Here is an 18,855-nt window from a genome sequence, read left to right as displayed (position 1 = left end):
CGTAGACTGGGCCCGTGAGTGAGCCCCGCCCTTCAGACCGGCACGACGCGCCCGATCCCGACGACACCTTCGAGGGGATCGTCGACGAGGCGACCCAGCGCGACCCCGACCTGGCGGTGATCGAGGCCGGGAGCCGCACGCTGCGCGCCCACTCGGGACAGCCGCAGGGCGAAGCGGTCCCGGCCCGCCCGGCCGACCCCGAGACCGACAAGGCGCTGCGGGCGGTGGAGCAGGAGCTCGCCGGACGCTGGGGCGAGACCAAGCTGGAGCCGTCCGTCACGCGCATCGCCGCGCTGATGGACGTCCTCGGCGAGCCGCAGCGCGCCTACCCCTCCATCCACATCACCGGCACCAACGGCAAGACCAGCACGGCCCGCATGATCGAGGCCCTGCTCAACGCCTTCGAGCTGCGCACCGGCCGCTACACCTCCCCGCACGTCCAGTCGATCACCGAGCGGATCAGCCTGGACGGCGCCCCGATCGCGCCCGAGCGGTTCATCGAGACGTACGAGGACGTCAAGCCGTACGTCGAGATGGTCGACGCCCAGCAGCCCTACCGGCTCTCCTTCTTCGAGGTCCTCACCGGGATGGCGTACGCGGCCTTCGCGGACGCGCCCGTCGACGTGGCGGTCGTCGAGGTCGGCATGGGCGGCACCTGGGACGCCACCAACGTCATCGACTCCACGGTCGCCGTCGTCACCCCGATCTCGCTGGACCACACCGACCGGCTCGGCACCACGCCCGCCGAGATCGCGGGGGAGAAGTCCGGGATCATCAAGCAGGGCGCCACGGTCATCCTGGCGCAGCAGCCGGTGGACGCCGCGCAGGTCATGCTGAAGAAGGCCGTCGAGGTGGACGCCACCGTGGCCCGCGAGGGCATGGAGTTCGGCGTCACGTCCCGCGAGATCGCGGTCGGCGGCCAGTTGCTCACCCTGCGGGGCCTGGGTGGCGCGGCCACCGAGTACACAGAGATCTTCCTCCCGCTGTACGGGGCCCACCAGGCGCACAACGCGGCCGTCGCGCTCGCCGCCGTCGAGGCGTTCTTCGGCATCGGCGCGGAGCAGGCCCGCTCCCTCGACATCGACGCCATCCGCAAGGCGTTCGCCTCGGTGCTCTCGCCGGGCCGCCTGGAGGTCGTGCGCTCCAGCCCGACCGTCGTCCTGGACGCCGCGCACAACCCGGCCGGGGCCAAGGCGGCGGCGGAGGGCGTCTCCGAGGCGTTCAGCTTCTCCCGGCTGATCGGCGTGGTCGGCACGAGCGGCGACAAGGACGTCCGGGGCCTCCTGGAGGCGTTCGAGCCGATCTTCGCCGAGATCGTCGTCACGCAGAACTCCACCCCGCGCGCGATGGACGTGGACGAGTTGGCCGCGATCGCCGTCGAGGTCTTCGGCGACGACCGGGTCCAGGTCGAACCGCGCCTCGACGACGCGTTGGAGGCGGCGATCACGCTGGCCGAGGAGGAGGACGAGTACGCGGGCGCCGGGGTGCTGGTGACCGGGTCCGTGATCACGGTCGGCGAAGCCCGGCTGCTGCTGGGAAGGGGCTGAGGAGAAGGATGCGGACGCTCTGCGCCTCGACGCTGATCGGTGAGTTCTTCGTGATCGGCTTCGCCGGTCTCGTGGCGATGAAGATGGACGACGCCTCCATGGGCGCGGTCTGGACGGTGTGCGGCATCGGCATGGCCCTGTCCGTGCTGCTGTGCGGCATGATCACCCGGCCCGGCGGCGTCCAGCTCGGCTGGGCGCTCCAGGTCGCGCTGGTCCTCAGCGGCTTCGTCGTCCCGGTGATGTTCGTCCTCGGGCTGGCCTTCGGCGCCCTGTGGTGGGCCTCGATCCACTACGGCCGCAAGATCGACGAGGCCAAGGCGCGCTGGGCCGCACAGGAGGCCGGCGAAGCCGCCGCCTGACCCCGGCGCCTGCGGGCGCCGAGCCGCGCCCGGGGGAGCCGGGTCCTCGCACCCCCGGGCCGCCGTGCGGGGGCGCCGGCGGGCCCCCGCCCCCGCGCTCCCGGGGCCCGGCCGACACCCCGGGAAGCCTCCGGTTCCGGCCGGTCCGGGAGGCTCGGAGGTGACCCTGGGTGAACCCCGGCGCAAACCCGCCTCCGTACCCCTGTAATCTCGCCCTCACCGCACCCGCACAGCCCGGTCTTGCAAGGAGCCCGTACATGACCCAGCGCACCCTCGTCCTGCTCAAGCCCGACGCGGTCCGTCGTGGCCTGATCGGCGAGATCGTCGGCCGTATCGAGCGGAAGGCGGACTGGCGGATCACCGCGCTGGAGCTGCGCACCCTGGACCACGGGACGCTGGAGCAGCACTACGGCGAGCACAAGGGCCGCCCGTTCTACGAGCCGCTCATGGAGTTCATGGCCTCCGGCCCCGTCGTGGCCCTGGTGGCCGAGGGCGAGCGGGTCATCGAGGGCGTCCGCGCCCTGGCCGGCCCCACCGACCCGATCGCCGCCGCGCCCGGTTCGATCCGCGGCGACTTCGGCACGATCACCCGGGAGAACCTCATCCACGCCTCGGACTCGGAGGAGTCCGCAGAGCGAGAACTGAAGCTTTTCTTTCCCGGACTTTCCTGACCCGATCGGCCAAACAGCGCTGTACGCCCGGGGCGACCGAAGTAATTCGGTCGCCCCTCGGCATAGGGTTCGGTGTCGCGGGAACGCATCCCTCCGACGTAACGTCACCATGGGTGGAACGGGCACCCGTTCCGCTCGTCATGGCGAAGGACCCTCGCGTTGTGTCCGTGCATACGGCACTACGATGGAAGCTTCCACGCCCGCAGCGCCAACCTCGCCTACCAGAACAAGCCATCTTCGCTTCTTGGGAAGGCCCGACGCATCCTCATGGGGAACAAGGGGAACTCAATGTCGTTCATCGGCCGTGACATGGCTATCGACCTCGGGACTGCCAACACGCTGGTGTACGTCAGGGGGCGCGGCATCGTCCTGAACGAGCCGTCCGTCGTGGCCATCAACACCAACACCGGCGGAATCCTGGCGGTCGGCTCCGAGGCCAAGAAGATGATCGGGCGCACGCCGGGCAACATCGTCGCCGTGCGGCCCCTGAAGGACGGCGTGATCGCCGACTTCGAGATCACCGAGCGGATGCTCCGCTACTTCATCCTCAAGATCCACAAGCGCCGCTACCTGGCCCGCCCCCGGGTCGTCGTCTGCGTGCCCTCCGGTATCACCGGGGTCGAGCGCCGCGCCGTCATCGAGGCGTCCACCCAGGCCGGTGCGCGCCAGGTGCACATCATCGAGGAGCCCATGGCCGCGGCCATCGGCTCCGGTCTGCCGGTCCACGAGGCCACCGGCAACATGGTCGTCGACATCGGCGGCGGCACCACCGAGGTCGCCGTCATCTCGCTCGGCGGCATCGTCACCGCGCAGTCGATCCGCACCGCCGGCGACGAGCTGGACAACGCGATCATCCAGCACATCAAGAAGGAGTACTCGCTCCTCCTGGGCGAGCGGACCGCCGAGCAGATCAAGATCACGATCGGTTCGGCGTACGACCTGGAGAAGGACGAGCACACCGAGATCCGCGGCCGCGACCTGGTCTCCGGGCTGCCCAAGACGGTCGTCATCTCGGCCGCCGAGGTCCGCAAGGCCATCGAGGAGCCGGTCAACGCCATCGTCGACGCCGTGAAGACGACGCTCGACAAGTGCCCGCCCGAGCTGTCCGGCGACGTCATGGACCGCGGCATCGTCCTCACCGGCGGCGGCGCGCTGCTGCGCGGGCTGGACGAGCGGCTGCGCAACGAGACGGGCATGCCGATCCACATCGCCGAGGACCCGCTGGACTCGGTGGCGCTCGGCTCCGGCAAGTGCGTCGAGGAGTTCGAGGCGCTCCAGCAGGTGCTGGACGCCCAGCCCCGCCGCTAGCCGTCCTGCGGGACACACCCGATCCGGAAAGCGGACGCTGACGCTCCGTCCGCCGGATCGTTGATATAGATCGTTGCTGTACGGGCGCCGGTACGGGACTCACCGAACCGGTACCCGTACGGAGACGTACACGGGCACGAACATTCCGACGAGGAAGGCACGGCCGCCGCACGTGAGGGACACACGAGAGAGCCGGCTGCTTCTGGTGCTCTTGATCGCCATCGCATTCGCCCTGATCACGGTGGATATCCGAGGCGGCGAGGAGTCACCGGTCGATGGCGCGCGGCAGGCCGCGGCCACCGTCTTCGGGCCGATCGAGAACGGCGTATCAGCGGCGGTCGACCCGGTCGGCAACGCCATAGGGGCGGTCCGCGACTCCGGCAACCGGCACGACCGGATCTCCGCCCTGGAGAAGGAGAACGCCGCGCTGAAGGCCAGGCTGGGCAGCGACGACCGCACCAACAGCCGCGTCCGCCAGCTCGACGCCATGCTGAAGAAGGCCGGCGCCGGGCAGTACGGCATCAAGGGCGCCGAGGTCATCGCCATAGGAGCGGCCCAGGGCTTCTCCTGGACGATCACCATCGACGCCGGGTCGAACGACGGCATCCGCCGCGACATGACCGTCCTCAACGGGGAGGGGCTGGTCGGCCGGGTCACCACCGTCGGCCCCGGCACCGCCACGGTCCTGCTCGCCAACGACCCCGACTTCACCGTCGGCACCCGGATGGAGAAGACCGACGAGCTCGGTTTCGCCACCGGACAGGGCTCGCGCCCGCTGTCGGTGCAGTTCCTCAACGGGAAGGCCGAGGTGAAGCCGGGCGACCGGCTCGTCACCTTCGGCTCCAGCAAGGACAAGCCCTTCGTGCCCGGCGTGCCGGTCGGCGAGGTCGTCCGCGTCGACCCCTCGGGCGGCGCGCTGACCCGGACCGTCTACGTCAAGCCGTACGTCGGGTTCACCAAGCTCGACATCGTCGGGGTCGTCGTCCAGGCGCCCCGCGAGGACCCGCGCGACGCGGTCCTGCCCAAGAAGCCCGCCAAGGCCGACCCGAAGCCGACCCCCACGGTCACCGTCACCGTCCAGCCCGACGGCGACCTGGTGGACGGCTCCGGCAAGGTCGTCGGCAACATCAACGAGAAGCCGGGCGGCGACGCCGCCGGTGACGCGGCGGGCGACCGGCAGGACGCCGCCCGGCAACCAGACAACGCGGCCGACGACCAGGAGCAGCGCTGATCCCCATGCGTATCAACCGGACTCTGCTCTCCACCGCCCTGGTCGTCGTCGCCCTGGTCGTCCAGGTCTCCGTCCTCGCCCGCCTCCAGCTCCCCGGCGCCGTCCCCGATCTGCTGCTCCTCACCGTCCTCGGACTCGCCTTCGTGTACGGGCCGGTGAGCGGCGCCGTCATCGGGTTCGGCGCGGGCCTCCTCGCCGACCTCGCCCCGCCCGCCGACCACGCCGTGGGCCGGTACGCCCTGGTGCTCTGCGTCATCGGCTACCTGGCGGGCCTGATCCGGCCGGAGAACGGGCAGCTGAAGTCGGCCTTCGCCCCGATGGCCGCGGTCGTCGCCGCCGCGATCGGCTCGACCCTGCTGTACGCGGGCGTCGGCGCGCTCGTCGGCGACACGGCCGCCCGCCACGTGGGGCTGGGCAGCCTCCTGTTCACGGCCGCGATCTACGACCTGCTGCTGGCGCCCTTCACGGTGCCGGTCATCATGGCGCTGGCCAGACGCACCGAGAACGACCCGATCGCGGAGGCGTCCGCCGGCGGCAACGACGTCGCCGCCGGCTGGCTCGCCTCGGGCACCGGCCTGCGGATCGGCAACCAGCGCGGCGGTCTGCGCGTGAAGGCCGCCCGCAACCGCGCCGCCCGCGCGGGCAGGATCAAAGGGGTCAAGCGACTGTGATCCCGTACGTGACCGAGGACGCCGGGGGCGCCGCGTGAGGCTGTACTTCCCGGGGACCCCCCGTACCCCCGGCCGGACCATCAGCGGGGGCGCCGCGTGAGCAACATTCCCGAGACCGGGCGGACCCAGCGGGTCCAGCTCCGGCTCATCGTCATCCAGGTCCTCGTCTTCTCGCTGCTGCTCACCCTCGGCGGACGCCTCTGGTACCTCCAGATCCGCAACGGCGACGAGTACACCGCCGAAGCCGCGGGCAACGGCGTGCAGCAGGTCGTCCAGCCCGCCGTGCGCGGCTCGATCCTCGACGCCCGCGGCGTCCCCCTCGCCGACAACGAGACCCGCCTCGTCGTCTCCGCCAGCCGCACCGAGCTGCTGAAGATGAAGGACGACGGCGAAGGCGTCCTCACCCGCCTCGCCGAGGTCCTGGACATGGAGCCGAAGGAGGTCCGGGACAAGGTCCGCCTCTGCGACTCCAAGACCCCCCAGCCCTGCTGGAACGGATCGCCCTACCAGCCGATCCCGGTCACCGACGAGGCCACCACCCAGCAGGCCCTCCAGATCCGTGAGCGCGCCGAGGACTTCCCCGGCATCACCGCCGAACCCACCGCCGTACGCCGCTACGCGGCCCCCGCCAAGGCGAGGACCGCGCAGGTCCTCGGCTACCTCTCGCCCGTCACCGACGAGGAGATCAAGCGGGCCCAGGACGGGCCGTCGCCCTACCTGCGCTCCGACCAGGTCGGCCGCTCGGGCCTCGAGCGCACCTACGACAAGGAGCTGCGCGGCAAGGCGGGCGTCACCCGCTACGAGGTCGACAACCTCGGCCGCGTCATGGGCGAGGCGGAGAACGACCCGGCGGTGGCCGGCTCCACCCTCGTCACCAGTCTGGACGCCCGGGTGCAGGCGGTGGCCGAGTACGAGCTGGCACAGGCCATGAAGACCGTCCGGCAGGAGACCGACAAGATCACCGGCCGGAAGTACGAGGCCGACTCCGGCGCCGTCGTCGTCATGGAGTCCAAGACCGGCCGCGTCGTCTCGATGGCCTCCCAGCCGGACTACGACCCCAACGACTGGGTCGGCGGCATCTCCGGCAAGCAGTACGCCAAGCTCACCAGCAAGAAGTCCAACTACCCGCTGCTCAACCGGGGCATCCAGGGCCAGGCCCCGGCCGGCTCGATCTTCAAGGTGGTGTCGGCCAGCGCCGCCGTGCGCGGCGGCCACGCCTTCAACGACCTCTACCAGTGCAGCAGCTCCTACAGCCTCGGCAGCCAGACCTTCGCGAACTTCGAGTCCCAGGGCCACGGGCCCATCACCCTCGGGGACGCGCTCAAGTACTCCTGCAACACCGTCTTCTACCGCCTCGGCCACGAGGAGTGGGTCAAGGACGGCGGCATAAAGCCGAAGAAGGACGCCAAGAACTGGTTCTACCGCACCGCCCGCGACTTCGGCCTCGGCTCCGAGACCGGCATCGACCTCCCCAACGAGGTCAAGGGCCGCATCCCGGACCGCCAGTGGAAGCAGGACTTCTGGAAGGCCAACAAGGACGCCTGGTGCAAGGAGGGCAAGAAGGGCGGCACCTACGTCCAGCAGATCGCGTACGAGAGCTGCCTCGAAGGCAACCAGCTCAAGGCGTACGACAGCATCAACTACGCCATCGGCCAGGGTGACGTGCTCGTCACGCCCATCCAGATGGCCACCGCCTACGCCGCCATCAGCAACGGCGGCACCCTCCACGAGCCCACCGTCGGCAAGGCCGTGATCAGCCCCGACGGCAAGTCCGTCCGGGAGATCACGCCCAAGGTCAGCGGGAAGCTGCCGGTCAGCGCCCAGACCATCAAGGACCTCGACAAGGGGCTGCGCTCGGTGGTCGAGCCGGGCGGCACCGCGGCCTGGCGGTTCGGCGGCTGGCCGCAGGACAAGATCCCGATGCGCGCCAAGACCGGCACGGCCCAGGTGTACGGCAAGCAGACCACCTCGTGGTTCGCGACCTACACCGACGACTACACGATCGTCATGACGATCTCCCAGGGCGGTACCGGCTCCGGGGCGTCCGGGCCCGCCGTCCGCAAGATCTACGACGCGCTCTACGGCCTCGACGCCGAGGGCAACCAGGACAAGAAGAGGGCCTTGCTGCCGAAGCCCCAGAAGGCGCTGCCGAAGATCCAGCCGGACGGCTCGATCCACGCCCCGAAGGTCAAGCCCTACAACCCCGCCCCGGCCACGCCCGAGAGGCAGCCGGGCGGGCAGGAACCCCAGCTCCCGCTGCAGCCCGGAGGCCAGCCCGGACTCACCGGATCGCCCGCGTCGACGGGGAGGCAGCCCTGATGGCAGGTGGATTCTCCGTCCCCCGGTACGGCCCCGACCAGGGGCCCTGGGCCAAGCTGACCGCCCGCGACTCCCTCGCGCGGCGGCTGGACTGGCCGCTGCTCGGGGCCGCGCTCGCGCTCTCGTTCGTGGGCGCGCTGCTGGTGTGGTCCGCGACCCGCAACCGCGACCACCTCACCCAGGGCGACCCGTACTTCTTCCTCGTCCGGCACGCCCTCAACACCGGCATCGGGCTCGCCCTGATGATCGGCACGATCTGGCTCGGCCACCGCACCCTGCGCGGGGCCGTCCCGATCCTCTACGGCATCTCGGTGCTGCTGGTCCTGGCGGTCCTCACCCCGCTCGGCACCACCGTCAACGGCGCCCACGCCTGGATCAAGCTGCCGGCCGGCTTCTCGATCCAGCCCTCCGAGTTCACCAAGATCACCATCATCCTGGTGATGGCGATGCTGCTGGCCGCCCGGGTCGACGCGGGCGACCAGACCCACCCCGACCACCGCACCGTCGCCAAGGCGCTGGGGCTCGCGGCCGTCCCGATGGCCATCGTCATGCTGATGCCGGACCTCGGCTCGGTGATGGTCATGGCCGTCATCGTCCTCGGCGTCCTGCTGGCCTCCGGCGCCTCCAACCGCTGGGTCTTCGGCCTCCTCGGGGCGGGGGCGGGCGGCGCCCTCGCCGTCTGGCAGCTCGGCCTGCTCGACGAGTACCAGATCGCCCGGTTCGCCGCCTTCGCCAACCCCGCGCTCGACCCGGCCGGCGTCGGCTACAACACCAACCAGGCCCGCATCGCGATCGGCTCCGGCGGCCTCACCGGCACCGGGCTCTTCGAAGGCACGCAGACCACCGGCCAGTTCGTTCCCGAACAGCAGACCGACTTCGTCTTCACCGTCGCCGGCGAGGAGCTGGGCTTCCTCGGCGCCGGGCTGATCATCGTGCTGCTCGGCGTCGTCCTGTGGCGCGCCTGCCGGATCGCCCGCGAGACCACCGAGCTGTACGGCACGGTCGTCGCCGCCGGGATCATCGCCTGGTTCGCCTTCCAGTCCTTCGAGAACATCGGCATGACGCTCGGCATCATGCCGGTCGCCGGGCTCCCGCTGCCCTTCGTCTCCTACGGAGGGTCCTCGATGTTCGCCGTCTGGGTGGCGATCGGACTGCTCCAGTCGATCAGGGTGCAACGGCCGATGTCCGCCTGAACCCCGGCGGTCGCGGGTAGGTGTCCGTACATGGCGGACACCAAGCGCGAAATCGAGCGGAAGTACGAGGCCACCGACGCCACCCGGCTGCCCGACCTGGGCCGGGTGGCGGGAGTCGACCGGGCCGTCCCCAGAGGCCGGACCGAGCTGGACGCCGTCTACTGGGACACCCCCGACCTCCGCCTCGCCGCCGACGATCTCACCCTGCGCCGCAGGACCGGCGGTGGGGACGAGGGCTGGCACGTGAAGCTCCCCGTCGCCGCCGGCGTCCGGGACGAGATCCGCGAGCCCCTCTCCGACACCCTGCCCCCCACGCTGGCGGCGCTGCTGCGCTCGCGGGTCCGGCACGCGGAGATCGCCCCCGTCGTCCGGCTGCTCTCCTCCCGCGACGTCCACCACCTGCTGGACGCCGACGACAGGCTCCTGGCGGAGGTCAGCGTCGACACGGTCCTCGCGGAGCGGCTGGCGGGGGAGGGGAGCGGCGCCACCGCCACCTGGACCGAGATCGAGGTCGAGCTGGCCGACGACGGCGACCCGGCCTTCCTGGACGCCGTCGAGAAGCGGCTCCGCAAGGCCGGGGTGCGCCCCGCCGCCTCCTCCTCGAAGCTGGCGAGGGCGCTGGCGGAGACCACGCCCGCACGCGAGGAGAAGGGCCGGCCGAAGAGCGCGCCGAGCACCGCCGGCGACCACGTCCTCGCCTACGTACGGAAGCAGATCGACGCGATCGTCCGGCTCGACCCCGCCGTCCGCCGCGACCTCCCCGACTCCGTCCACAAGATGCGCGTCGCGACCCGCCGGCTGCGCAGCACCTTCAAGACCCACCGCGCGATCCTCGACCGCGAGACCACCGACCCGCTCGGCGCGGAGCTGAAGTGGCTCGCCGCCGAACTGGGCCTCGACCGCGACCAGGAGGTCCTGGACCAACGGCTCGGCTCCCACGTCGAGGACGTGGCCGACACCCTCGTCCTCGGCCCGGTGCGCGGCCGGCTCCGCGTCTGGTCGGCCGCCCGCCGCACCGGCGCCCGCAGCAGGATCATCGACGTCCTGGACGGGAAGCGGTATCTGGACCTCCTGGACGCCCTCCACGCGCTGAGCGCCGACCCGCCGCTGCGCCCCGCCGCCTCCCGCAACCCCGGGAAGGTCCTGCCCCGGGTGGTGACCAAGGACCACAAGCGCCTCGCCGCCCGCGTCGAGCACGCCCTCGCGCTGCCGCCCGGACCCGAGCGGGACACCGCGCTGCACGAGGCCCGCAAGGCGGCCAAGCGCGCCCGGTACGCGGGCGAGGCGGCCCGCCCCGCCCTCGGCAAACCCGCCAGGCGCTTCGCGAAGCGGGTGAAGGCCGTGCAGTCCCTCCTCGGCGACCACCAGGACAGCGTCGTCGCCCGCGAGGCCCTGCGCACCCTCGGCATCCAGGCCCACGCGGCGGGCGAGACCGCCTTCACCTGGGGGCTCCTGTACGGGCGGGAGGAGGCCGCCGCCGAGGCCCGGGAGCGCGAACTGCCCGAGGTCTGGGCCCGCGCGGCCGGTCCCCGACTGCGCGCGGATCTGAAGCACCGGTGAGCGAGGTACGCTGGATGGTCACCCCTGCCGGCTCACGAAGGTTCGCGAGATGTCTGCCGCATCGGTCTTCCCACAGCTCGAAGCTCTGCTCCCGCATGTGCAGAAGCCCATCCAGTACGTCGGCGGTGAGCTGAACTCCACCGTCAAGGACTGGGACAGCTGTGACGTCCGCTGGACCCTGATGTACCCCGACGCCTACGAGGTCGGGCTCCCCAACCAGGGCGTCATGATCCTCTACGAGGTACTGAACGAACGCGAGGGCGTTCTTGCGGAGCGCACGTACAGCGTCTGGCCCGACCTCGAAGAGCTGATGCGCGAGCACAACGTGCCCCAGTTCACCGTGGACAGCCACCGCCCGGTCGGCGCGTTCGACGTGTTCGGGCTCAGCTTCTCCACCGAGCTGGGCTACACCAACATGCTCACCGCCCTGGACCTCGCCGGCATCCCGCTGGAGTCCAAGGACCGCACGGTGGACCACCCGATCGTCCTCGCGGGCGGCCACGCCGCGTTCAACCCCGAGCCGATCGCGGACTTCATCGACTGCGCGGTCGTCGGCGACGGCGAGCAGGCGGTCCTGGAGATCACCGAGATCATCCGGGCCTGGAAGGCCGAGGGCCGCCCCGGCGGCCGCGACGAGGTGCTGTTCCGGCTCTCGAAGACCGGCGGCGTCTACGTCCCGCGCTTCTACGACGTCGAGTACCTCCCCGACGGCCGCATCGGCCGCGTCGTGCCCAACCGGTCCGGCGTGCCGTGGCGGGTCTCCAAGCACACGGTGATGGACCTCGACGAGTGGCCCTACCCCAAGCAGCCCCTCGTCCCGCTCGCGGAGACCGTGCACGAGCGGATGTCCGTGGAGATCTTCCGCGGCTGCACCCGCGGCTGCCGTTTCTGCCAGGCCGGCATGATCACGCGCCCCGTGCGGGAGCGAAGCATCACCGGCATCGGCGAGATGGTCGACAAGGGCCTCAAGGCGACCGGCTTCGAGGAGGTCGGCCTGCTCTCGCTCTCCTCCGCCGACCACAGCGAGATCGGCGACATCGCCAAGGGTCTCGCGGACCGCTACACCGAGGACAAGATCGGTCTCTCGCTGCCCTCCACCCGCGTCGACGCGTTCAACGTGGACCTGGCCAACGAGCTGACCCGCAACGGCCGCCGCTCCGGTCTCACCTTCGCCCCCGAGGGCGGCTCCGAGCGCATGCGCAAGGTCATCAACAAGATGGTCTCGGAGGAGGACCTGATCCGCACGGTCGCCACCGCGTACGGCAACGGCTGGCGCCAGGTGAAGCTGTACTTCATGTGCGGCCTGCCCACCGAGACCGACGAGGACGTCCTCCAGATCGGCGACATGGCGGTGAACGTCATCGCCAAGGGCCGTGAGGTCTCCGGCCAGAACGACATCCGCTGCACCGTCTCCATCGGCGGGTTCGTGCCCAAGCCGCACACCCCCTTCCAGTGGGCCCCGCAGCTCAGCGCCGAGGAGACCGACGCGCGGCTGAAGAAGCTCCGGGACAAGATCCGGGACGACAAGAAGTACGGCCGCTCCATCGGCTTCCGCTACCACGACGGCAAGCCCGGCATCGTCGAGGGCCTGCTCTCGCGCGGCGACCGCCGCGTCGGCTCCGTCATCCGGGCGGTCTACGAGGCCGGCGGCCGCTTCGACGGCTGGCGGGAGCACTTCAGCTACGACCTCTGGATGAACTGCGCCGAGAAGACGCTGCCCGCCTTCGGCGTGGACGTCGACTGGTACACCACCCGCGAGCGCACCTACGAGGAGGTCCTGCCCTGGGACCACCTCGACTCCGGTCTGGACAAGGACTGGCTCTGGGAGGACTGGCAGGACGCGCTCGACGAGACCGAGGTCGAGGACTGCCGCTGGACCCCCTGTTTCGATTGCGGCGTCTGCCCGCAGCTCGACCTGGACATCCAGATCGGCCCGACCGGCAAGAAGCTGCTGCCGCTCAGCGTCGTCGACAAGTAGCGCGTCCCCGGACGAACCGCAGGCCCGGCCCGGCAACCCCGGACCGGGCCTGACGTGTCCCTCACAGTATGGCGGACGACGGCAAGCACCAGGCGCCCCGGAGGTACGAGCCGGGCGAGGGCGCCCTGACCACGCTGATCAGGTTCCCGGTGCGGATCGTCGTCCTGGTGCTCGTCCTGCCGGTCCGCATGGTCGGGGACGCGCTCACCGCGCTCCGCCACGGCGCCGACCGCGTCCTGCCGCGTCCGCTCGGCCGGGTCCTGCTGTGGCTGGGGGAGACGCTGGTCCTGACCCGGGCCCCGGCCCGGCGCGCCGCCGTCGAAGCGGGCCGGGCCGCCCGCGCGGCCCTCGCGAGCGCACGGGAAACCGTGCGGCAGGCGCGCCGCGACGCCTGGCGGGCGCTCGCCGGTTCTCCGGCCGCCGCACCGTCCGGGGAACCGCGAGGGATCGCTGCGCGTACTCTGGGTAGTACACCGACTGTCCCCAGCGCGGCGCAGGCGACCGAGACCCCTCCGGGCGGCGAGAAACTCGTCGGGCGGGGGTGAGCCGGAGCGGCACCCCGGGGCGACCCGACATTTCGTGGGCGGTGCGCCACCGCGCCCGCCCCGCACCGAGGAGAAGAACCACTGGGCAAGCGACAGCCCGAAGGCCCGCCGCCCGCACCGGCAGTGCAGCGCATCCGCTTGCGCTACACGAAGCGCGGCCGCCTCCGGTTCACCAGTCACCGAGACTTCCAGCGGGCCTTCGAGCGGGCACTGCGCCGCTCCGAGGTGCCGATGGCGTACTCCGCGGGCTTCACCCCGCACCCCAAGGTCTCCTACGCCAACGCCGCACCCACCGGCACGGGCAGCGAGGCCGAGTTCCTGGAGATCGCCCTCACCGAGGCGCGTGACCCCGACACCCTGCGCGCCATGCTCGACGCCTCGATGCCGACCGGCCTCGACATCGTCGACGCGGTGGAGGCCCGGACGTCCGGCCTGGCCGAACGGCTCACCGCCTCCGTCTGGGAGATGCGCCTCGACGGCGTCGACGCCGAGGACGTCCGCCCCGCGGTGGCCGCCTTCAACGACGCCGAGAGCGTCGAGGTCCAGCGCAAGGCGAAGAACGGCATCCGCACCTTCGACGCCCGCGCCGCCGTCGCGGACCTGCGGGTCGTGGACGCTCCGGCCGATAGGCCGGGCGAGCGGCCCTGTGCGATACTGCGCCTGGTTGTACGGCACGTGACACCTGCCGTGCGACCCGACGACGTCCTGTCCGGTCTCCGAGCTGTGGCCGACCTGGCGCCGCCTGTCCCCGCCGCGGTGACCAGGCTGGCGCAGGGGCTCTTCGACGAGGAGTCCGGCACGGTGACCGACCCGCTCGCGCCCGACCGCGAGGCCGCCCCGACCGCACATCCCGCGGTCGCCGGGGCAGCCGTCGCGACGGCGCCGGAAGGTGCAGGTTCCGCGTAAGGCGGTCGTCGTAGCGCAGCCCTCCGACTCGGGAGCCACCTGGGTCGGGCCGCGCACTGACCCACAAGACTTTCGCCAGGCCGTACGCACACCGCATACGGAACCGGCGAGCCAGACATCAGCTCCCGTGCGGCGCCCGCGCCCCGGACGGCGGTATCGCACCACTGCGGACCGGCCGGACCGGAATCCGACGCGGCGCCCGGGAGCACGACGGGAGAAACGCCCGCATGCCTCAGCCGAACGAACCCGGCACGACCGGGAACAACGAAGAGAACACCCCCGGCGACAAGCTGCCGCCGCGCCGCAGGCGCCGCGCCGCCTCCCGCCCGGCCGGCCCGCCCGGCGGCGCCGCGCCCGCCGTCGAGGACGTCACGCCGGCCATACCGGCCGCCGAGACCGCTGCCCCGGCAGCCGACGACACGCCCGGGGAGACGGCCGCCGAAACCGCCGCGCCCGCCCGCGCCCGCCGCCGCGCCGTGCGCAAGTCCACCGCCCCCGCCGGTGCCCCGCAGCAGGCGGAGACCGCCGAGGCCGCCCCGGCCGCCGAGCCTGCCCCCGCCGCCGAGGCCCCCGTGCCGTCCGCCGCCGACGAGGAGCCGGCCGCACCCGCGCCGCGCACCCGCCGCCGTGCGGTCCGCAAGGCGACGGCCCCGGCCGGCCCGCCGGAGGCCGCCGAGACCGTCGAGGCGCCGGCCGAGGACACCGCCGCGCCCGACCCCGAGGAAGAGGCCGCGGCCGCCGTGGAGACCCCCGAGGAGGCCCCGGCGCCCCGCCGCCGCCGTGCCTCCCGCAAGGCCACCTCGCCGGCCGGCGCCCCGCAGTCCGCCGAGGCCGCCGTCGTGGTGGAGCCCGTCCAGGCCGCCGAGCCCGAGCCCGCCGTGGCGGAGCCCGCCCCCGCCGCCGAGCCGGACGCCCCGCGTGGCCGTACCCGCCGTCGCGCCTCCGCCCCGGCCGGTGCGCCGCAGGCCGCCGCGCCCGTGAGCGAGCCGCAGACGGCCGCCGAGGCCGTCGAAGCCGAGCCCGAGGCGCTCGAATCCGAGACCGTCGAAGAGGCCCCGGCCCCGCGCGCCCGCCGCAGGGCGTCCCGCAAGGCGTCCGCGCCCGCCGGTTCGCCGCAGCCGGCCGAGTCCGTCGAGGCCGCCGAATCCGCCGCCGTCGCGGAGGAGCCCGCCGAGTCCGGCGAGAGCCTGCCCGCCGCCGTCGCCGAGGAGCTCGCCGCCGAAGTGGACGAGGTCGAGGAGGCCGCCCCGCGCGGACGCCGTCGTCGCCGGGCCACCGCCGCCGCCGGCAGCCCCGAGTTCACCGCGAAGACCGAGGAGCCGACGCGGAAGGGCCGGCGCGCGACGCGCCCCGCCGTCGCCGTCTTCCAGGCCCCGGTCTTCGCCGAGCCGATGTTCCAGACCCCCGAGACGGCGGCCGCCGCGGCCGCCGCCGCCGGCTCCGCGTACGACGAGGTCGACGAGGCCGAGGAACAGCCCGCGGCCGAGCCCGTGCAGAGCACCGCCCCCGCCGAGGCCGCGCCGCAGGGCGGCTCGCGTCGCCGTCGCCGCCGCCGCGGCGAGTCCGACGGCGCCGAGCAGGCCGCCGAGCCCGCCGCTCCGGTGGAGACGCCCGCCGACGAGGCTCCCGAGGCCGAGCCGGACGAGCACGAGGGCGACGACGCCGACGAGTACGGCGACCGCCCCTCGCGCCGCCGCCGTCGGGGCGGCCGCCGTCGCCGTCGCGGCGAGGCCCACGACCTGGACGACGAGCAGAACACCGACGACGCGCCCGCCGAGACCCGCGCCGAGGAGCCCCGCTCCGAGGACGAGCAGGACGGGGGCCGGGGCCGGGCCCAGGAGACCGCCGACGAGGACGACGAGGACGACGACTCCTCGGCCTCCGGTTCGAGCAGCAGCTCCCGCCGTCGCCGCCGTCGCCGCCGCCGCAGCGGTGACGCCGCCGCCGACGCCGAGCACGGCACCGCCGACGACCCGGAGCGCACGGTCGTCAAGGTCCGCGAGCCCCGCAAGAAGGAGGAGCGCGAGCCGGGCACCGGCTTCGACGAGGTCCAGTCCATCAAGGGCTCGACCCGGATGGAGGCCAAGAAGCAGCGCCGCCGCGAGGGCCGCGAGCAGGGCCGCCGCCGTGTCCCGATCATCACCGAGGCCGAGTTCCTCGCCCGCCGCGAGGCCGTCGAGCGGGTGATGGTCGTCCGCCAGAACGGCGAGCGCACCCAGATCGGCGTCCTTGAGGACAACGTGCTCGTCGAGCACTACGTCAACAAGGAGCAGTCCACCAGCTACGTCGGCAACGTCTACCTGGGCAAGGTCCAGAACGTGCTGCCGTCCATGGAGGCCGCCTTCGTCGACATCGGCAAGGGCCGCAACGCCGTCCTGTACGCCGGGGAGGTCAACTTCGAGGCGCTCGGCATGGCCCACGGGCCGCGCCGCATCGAGACCGCCCTCAAGTCCGGCCAGTCGGTCCTGGTCCAGGTCACCAAGGATCCGATCGGCCACAAGGGAGCACGGCTGACCAGCCAGGTCTCGCTGCCCGGCCGCTACCTGGTGTACGTGCCCGAGGGCTCGATGACCGGGATCAGCCGCAAGCTGCCCGACACCGAGCGCTCCCGCCTGAAGACGATCCTCAAGAAGATCGTTCCCGAGGACGCGGGCGTCATCGTGCGCACCGCCGCCGAGGGCGCGAGCGAGGACGAGCTGCGCCGTGACGTCGAGCGCCTCCAGCAGCAGTGGGAGGAGATCCAGAAGAAGGCCAAGGGCACCAGCTCCTCCAACGCGCCGACCCTGCTCTACGGCGAGCCGGACATGACCGTCCGGGTGGTCCGCGACATCTTCAACGAGGACTTCTCCAAGGTCATCGTCAGCGGCGACGAGGCGTGGGAGACCATCTACGGGTACGTCTCGCACGTCGCGCCCGACCTCACCGAGCGGCTCTCCCGCTGGACCTCCGAGGTCGACGTCTTCGCGACGTACCGCATCGACGAGCAGCTGATGAAGGCGCTGGACCGCAAGGTCTACCTGCCCAGCGGCGGTTCGCTGGTGATCGACAAGACCGAGGCGATGGTCGTCGTCGACGTCAACACCGGCAAGTTCACCGGCCAGGGCGGCAACCTGGAGGAGACGGTCACCAGGAACAACCTGGAGGCGGCCGAGGAGATCGTGCGCCAGCTGCGGCTGCGCGACCTCGGCGGCATCGTCGTCGTCGACTTCATCGACATGGTGCTGGAGTCCAACCGGGACCTGGTCCTGCGCCGGCTCCTGGAGTGCCTGGGCCGTGACCGCACCAAGCACCAGGTCGCCGAGGTCACTTCGCTCGGCCTGGTCCAGATGACCCGCAAGCGCGTGGGCCAGGGGCTGCTGGAGTCCTTCTCCGAGACCTGCGTCCACTGCAACGGGCGCGGTGTCATCGTCCACATGGAGCAGCCGACGTCCGTCGGCGGCGGCGGTGGCGGCAAGAAGTCCAAGAAGCGCCGCGGTGGCGCGGGCCAGGACCACGAGCACGGTCACGATCACGGCTCCGAGGACCACGGGTCCGCCGAGCCCGTGGAGACCGAGACGGAGGCCGAGCTGGCCGCCGAGGTCGCCGCCCCCGTGGCCGTGGAGCCCGCGGTCGGGGAGGACGACGAGTTCTACGGCAGCCCCGCCGAGGCGGAGGCGGCCGCCACGCGCGGCCGCGGCCGCCGCCGCGCCTCCCGCAGGGCGTCCGCCCCGGTCGGTGCCCCGAGGGCCGAGGCGGCTGCCGAGGCCCCCGCGGCCGAGCCGGTCCGCGACACGCCCGCCGAGGCTCCGGCCGCCGAAGCCCCCGTGGCCGAGGCCCCGGCCGCGGAAGCGCCCGCTGCCGAGGTCCCGGCCGAGGCCGCGCCCCAGGGCCGTACGCGTCGGCGGGCCACCCGCAAGGCGACGGCCCCGGCGGGTGCGCCGAAGCAGGCCGAGGCGGCGGAGCCGGTTCAGCCGGCCGAGCCCGCCACGGATCCGGTCGCGGCCGAGGACCCGGTGGTCGAGCCGCCCGCCTCCGAGGCGCCGGTTCCGGCTCCATCCGAGGCTCCGGCGGAGAAGACCCCCGAGGCCGAGGCCCCCGTGGCCGCCCCGCCGCGTGCCCGGCGCCGGGCGACCCGCAAGGTCACCGCTCCGGCGGGTTCGCCCACCGGAGCGGACGACGCGGCGGTCGTCGTGGTCGACTCGGCGTCCGGGGCCAAGGCTCCGGAAGCCGAAGCCCCGGCTTCCGACGGAACTCCGGAATCCGGAGCAACTGATTCCGGAACCCCGGAATCCGGAACGGCGGAGTCCGAATCCGTGGAGGCCGCCCCGGCGAAGAAGACGGCCCGTAAGGCCGCCGCCAAGAAGGCCCCCGCCAAGAAGGCGGTGGCCAAGAAGACCGCCGCGAAGAAGACGGCCGCCAAAAAGACGACGGCGAAGACCGCTGCGAAGAAGACGACGAAGAAGACCGTCGCCGCCGAGCAGCAGTCGTCGCCCTCCGTAACGGCATCCGCGCCTTCCGTAGAGGGCGAGTCGTCGGCCGGCTGACGAATCCGTAACCGGTTGTTCCTTTTCAGGTGTCCCGCTCCGAG

Annotated in this window: 13 protein-coding genes; all 13 read left to right on the top strand. The window is 72.4% G+C overall.

Features of this window, described 5'->3' with window-relative positions; translation table 11 throughout:
• Nucleotides 1–14 precede the first annotated feature (14 nt).
• The 13 genes from ACH4K1_RS16280 (at nt 15) to ACH4K1_RS16220 (ending at nt 18,811) form a co-directional block, all read left to right on the top strand.
• The gene (locus tag ACH4K1_RS16280; protein WP_398089977.1) at nt 15–1,547 is read left to right on the top strand and encodes a bifunctional folylpolyglutamate synthase/dihydrofolate synthase; all 1,533 of its coding nucleotides are present in this window, start codon (nt 15–17) and stop codon (nt 1,545–1,547) included.
• Nucleotides 1,548–1,555: 8 nt separating this feature from the next.
• Nucleotides 1,556–1,906 (top strand): DUF4233 domain-containing protein, encoded by a 351-nt coding sequence (locus tag ACH4K1_RS16275; RefSeq protein WP_228991173.1) that lies wholly within the window; start codon nt 1,556–1,558, stop codon nt 1,904–1,906.
• Nucleotides 1,907–2,163: 257 nt separating this feature from the next.
• Entirely contained in the window at nt 2,164–2,577 is a 414-nt protein-coding gene (ndk, locus tag ACH4K1_RS16270; RefSeq protein WP_228991172.1) for a nucleoside-diphosphate kinase, read from the top strand.
• 288 nt (nt 2,578–2,865) lie between these two features.
• A complete protein-coding gene (locus ACH4K1_RS16265) occupies nt 2,866–3,885 on the top strand; it encodes a rod shape-determining protein (protein ID WP_030118912.1) in 1,020 nt (339 codons plus the stop codon).
• Between the two features lie 172 nt (nt 3,886–4,057).
• Nucleotides 4,058–5,116 carry a rod shape-determining protein MreC gene (gene mreC / locus ACH4K1_RS16260; RefSeq protein ID WP_398089976.1) on the top strand — a complete coding sequence of 353 codons (1,059 nt, stop codon included), beginning with the start codon at nt 4,058–4,060 and terminating at the stop codon, nt 5,114–5,116.
• A gap of 5 nt (nt 5,117–5,121) precedes the next feature.
• Complete coding sequence (gene mreD / locus ACH4K1_RS16255) at nt 5,122–5,787, top strand: rod shape-determining protein MreD (protein WP_398089975.1); 666 nt, start codon at nt 5,122–5,124, stop codon at nt 5,785–5,787.
• Between the two features lie 96 nt (nt 5,788–5,883).
• On the top strand, nt 5,884–8,106 hold the full coding sequence (gene mrdA / locus ACH4K1_RS16250; protein WP_398089974.1) for a penicillin-binding protein 2: 2,223 nt from the start codon (nt 5,884–5,886) through the stop codon (nt 8,104–8,106).
• Complete coding sequence (gene rodA / locus ACH4K1_RS16245) at nt 8,106–9,299, top strand: rod shape-determining protein RodA (protein ID WP_398089973.1); 1,194 nt, start codon at nt 8,106–8,108, stop codon at nt 9,297–9,299. Before mrdA ends, rodA begins: the two co-directional genes overlap by 1 nt.
• Nucleotides 9,300–9,329: 30 nt before the next feature.
• Nucleotides 9,330–10,859: a CHAD domain-containing protein gene (locus ACH4K1_RS16240; protein ID WP_398089972.1), complete on the top strand. Its 1,530-nt coding sequence runs from the start codon at nt 9,330–9,332 to the stop codon at nt 10,857–10,859.
• 49 nt (nt 10,860–10,908) lie between these two features.
• Nucleotides 10,909–12,837 (top strand): TIGR03960 family B12-binding radical SAM protein, encoded by a 1,929-nt coding sequence (locus ACH4K1_RS16235; protein WP_228991165.1) that lies wholly within the window; start codon nt 10,909–10,911, stop codon nt 12,835–12,837.
• A gap of 68 nt (nt 12,838–12,905) precedes the next feature.
• Complete coding sequence (locus ACH4K1_RS16230) at nt 12,906–13,382, top strand: hypothetical protein (RefSeq protein ID WP_398089971.1); 477 nt, start codon at nt 12,906–12,908, stop codon at nt 13,380–13,382.
• 123 nt (nt 13,383–13,505) lie between these two features.
• Nucleotides 13,506–14,288 carry a TIGR03936 family radical SAM-associated protein gene (locus ACH4K1_RS16225; protein ID WP_398089969.1) on the top strand — a complete coding sequence of 261 codons (783 nt, stop codon included), beginning with the start codon at nt 13,506–13,508 and terminating at the stop codon, nt 14,286–14,288.
• Nucleotides 14,289–14,515: 227 nt separating this feature from the next.
• The gene (locus ACH4K1_RS16220) at nt 14,516–18,811 is read left to right on the top strand and encodes a ribonuclease E/G (RefSeq protein ID WP_398089967.1); all 4,296 of its coding nucleotides are present in this window, start codon (nt 14,516–14,518) and stop codon (nt 18,809–18,811) included.
• Nucleotides 18,812–18,855 lie beyond the last annotated feature (44 nt).

The organism is Streptomyces sp. NPDC017448 (genome assembly GCF_044330565.1).
Classification (GTDB): Bacteria; Actinomycetota; Actinomycetes; order Streptomycetales; family Streptomycetaceae; genus Streptomyces.
This window is presented reverse-complemented; position numbering and strand designations above follow the sequence as displayed.

What these genes read in the sequence shown, in the direction of transcription:
- ACH4K1_RS16275 (WP_228991173.1), top strand. Translation starts at nt 1,556, where the DNA reads ATGCGGACGCTCTGCGCCTCGACGCTGATCGGTGAGTTCTTCGTGATC.
- ndk (WP_228991172.1), top strand. Translation starts at nt 2,164, where the DNA reads ATGACCCAGCGCACCCTCGTCCTGCTCAAGCCCGACGCGGTCCGTCGT.
- ACH4K1_RS16265 (WP_030118912.1), top strand. Translation starts at nt 2,866, where the DNA reads ATGTCGTTCATCGGCCGTGACATGGCTATCGACCTCGGGACTGCCAAC.
- mreD (WP_398089975.1), top strand. Translation starts at nt 5,122, where the DNA reads ATGCGTATCAACCGGACTCTGCTCTCCACCGCCCTGGTCGTCGTCGCC.
- rodA (WP_398089973.1), top strand. Translation starts at nt 8,106, where the DNA reads ATGGCAGGTGGATTCTCCGTCCCCCGGTACGGCCCCGACCAGGGGCCC.
- ACH4K1_RS16240 (WP_398089972.1), top strand. Translation starts at nt 9,330, where the DNA reads ATGGCGGACACCAAGCGCGAAATCGAGCGGAAGTACGAGGCCACCGAC.
- ACH4K1_RS16235 (WP_228991165.1), top strand. Translation starts at nt 10,909, where the DNA reads ATGTCTGCCGCATCGGTCTTCCCACAGCTCGAAGCTCTGCTCCCGCAT.
- ACH4K1_RS16230 (WP_398089971.1), top strand. Translation starts at nt 12,906, where the DNA reads ATGGCGGACGACGGCAAGCACCAGGCGCCCCGGAGGTACGAGCCGGGC.
- ACH4K1_RS16220 (WP_398089967.1), top strand. Translation starts at nt 14,516, where the DNA reads ATGCCTCAGCCGAACGAACCCGGCACGACCGGGAACAACGAAGAGAAC.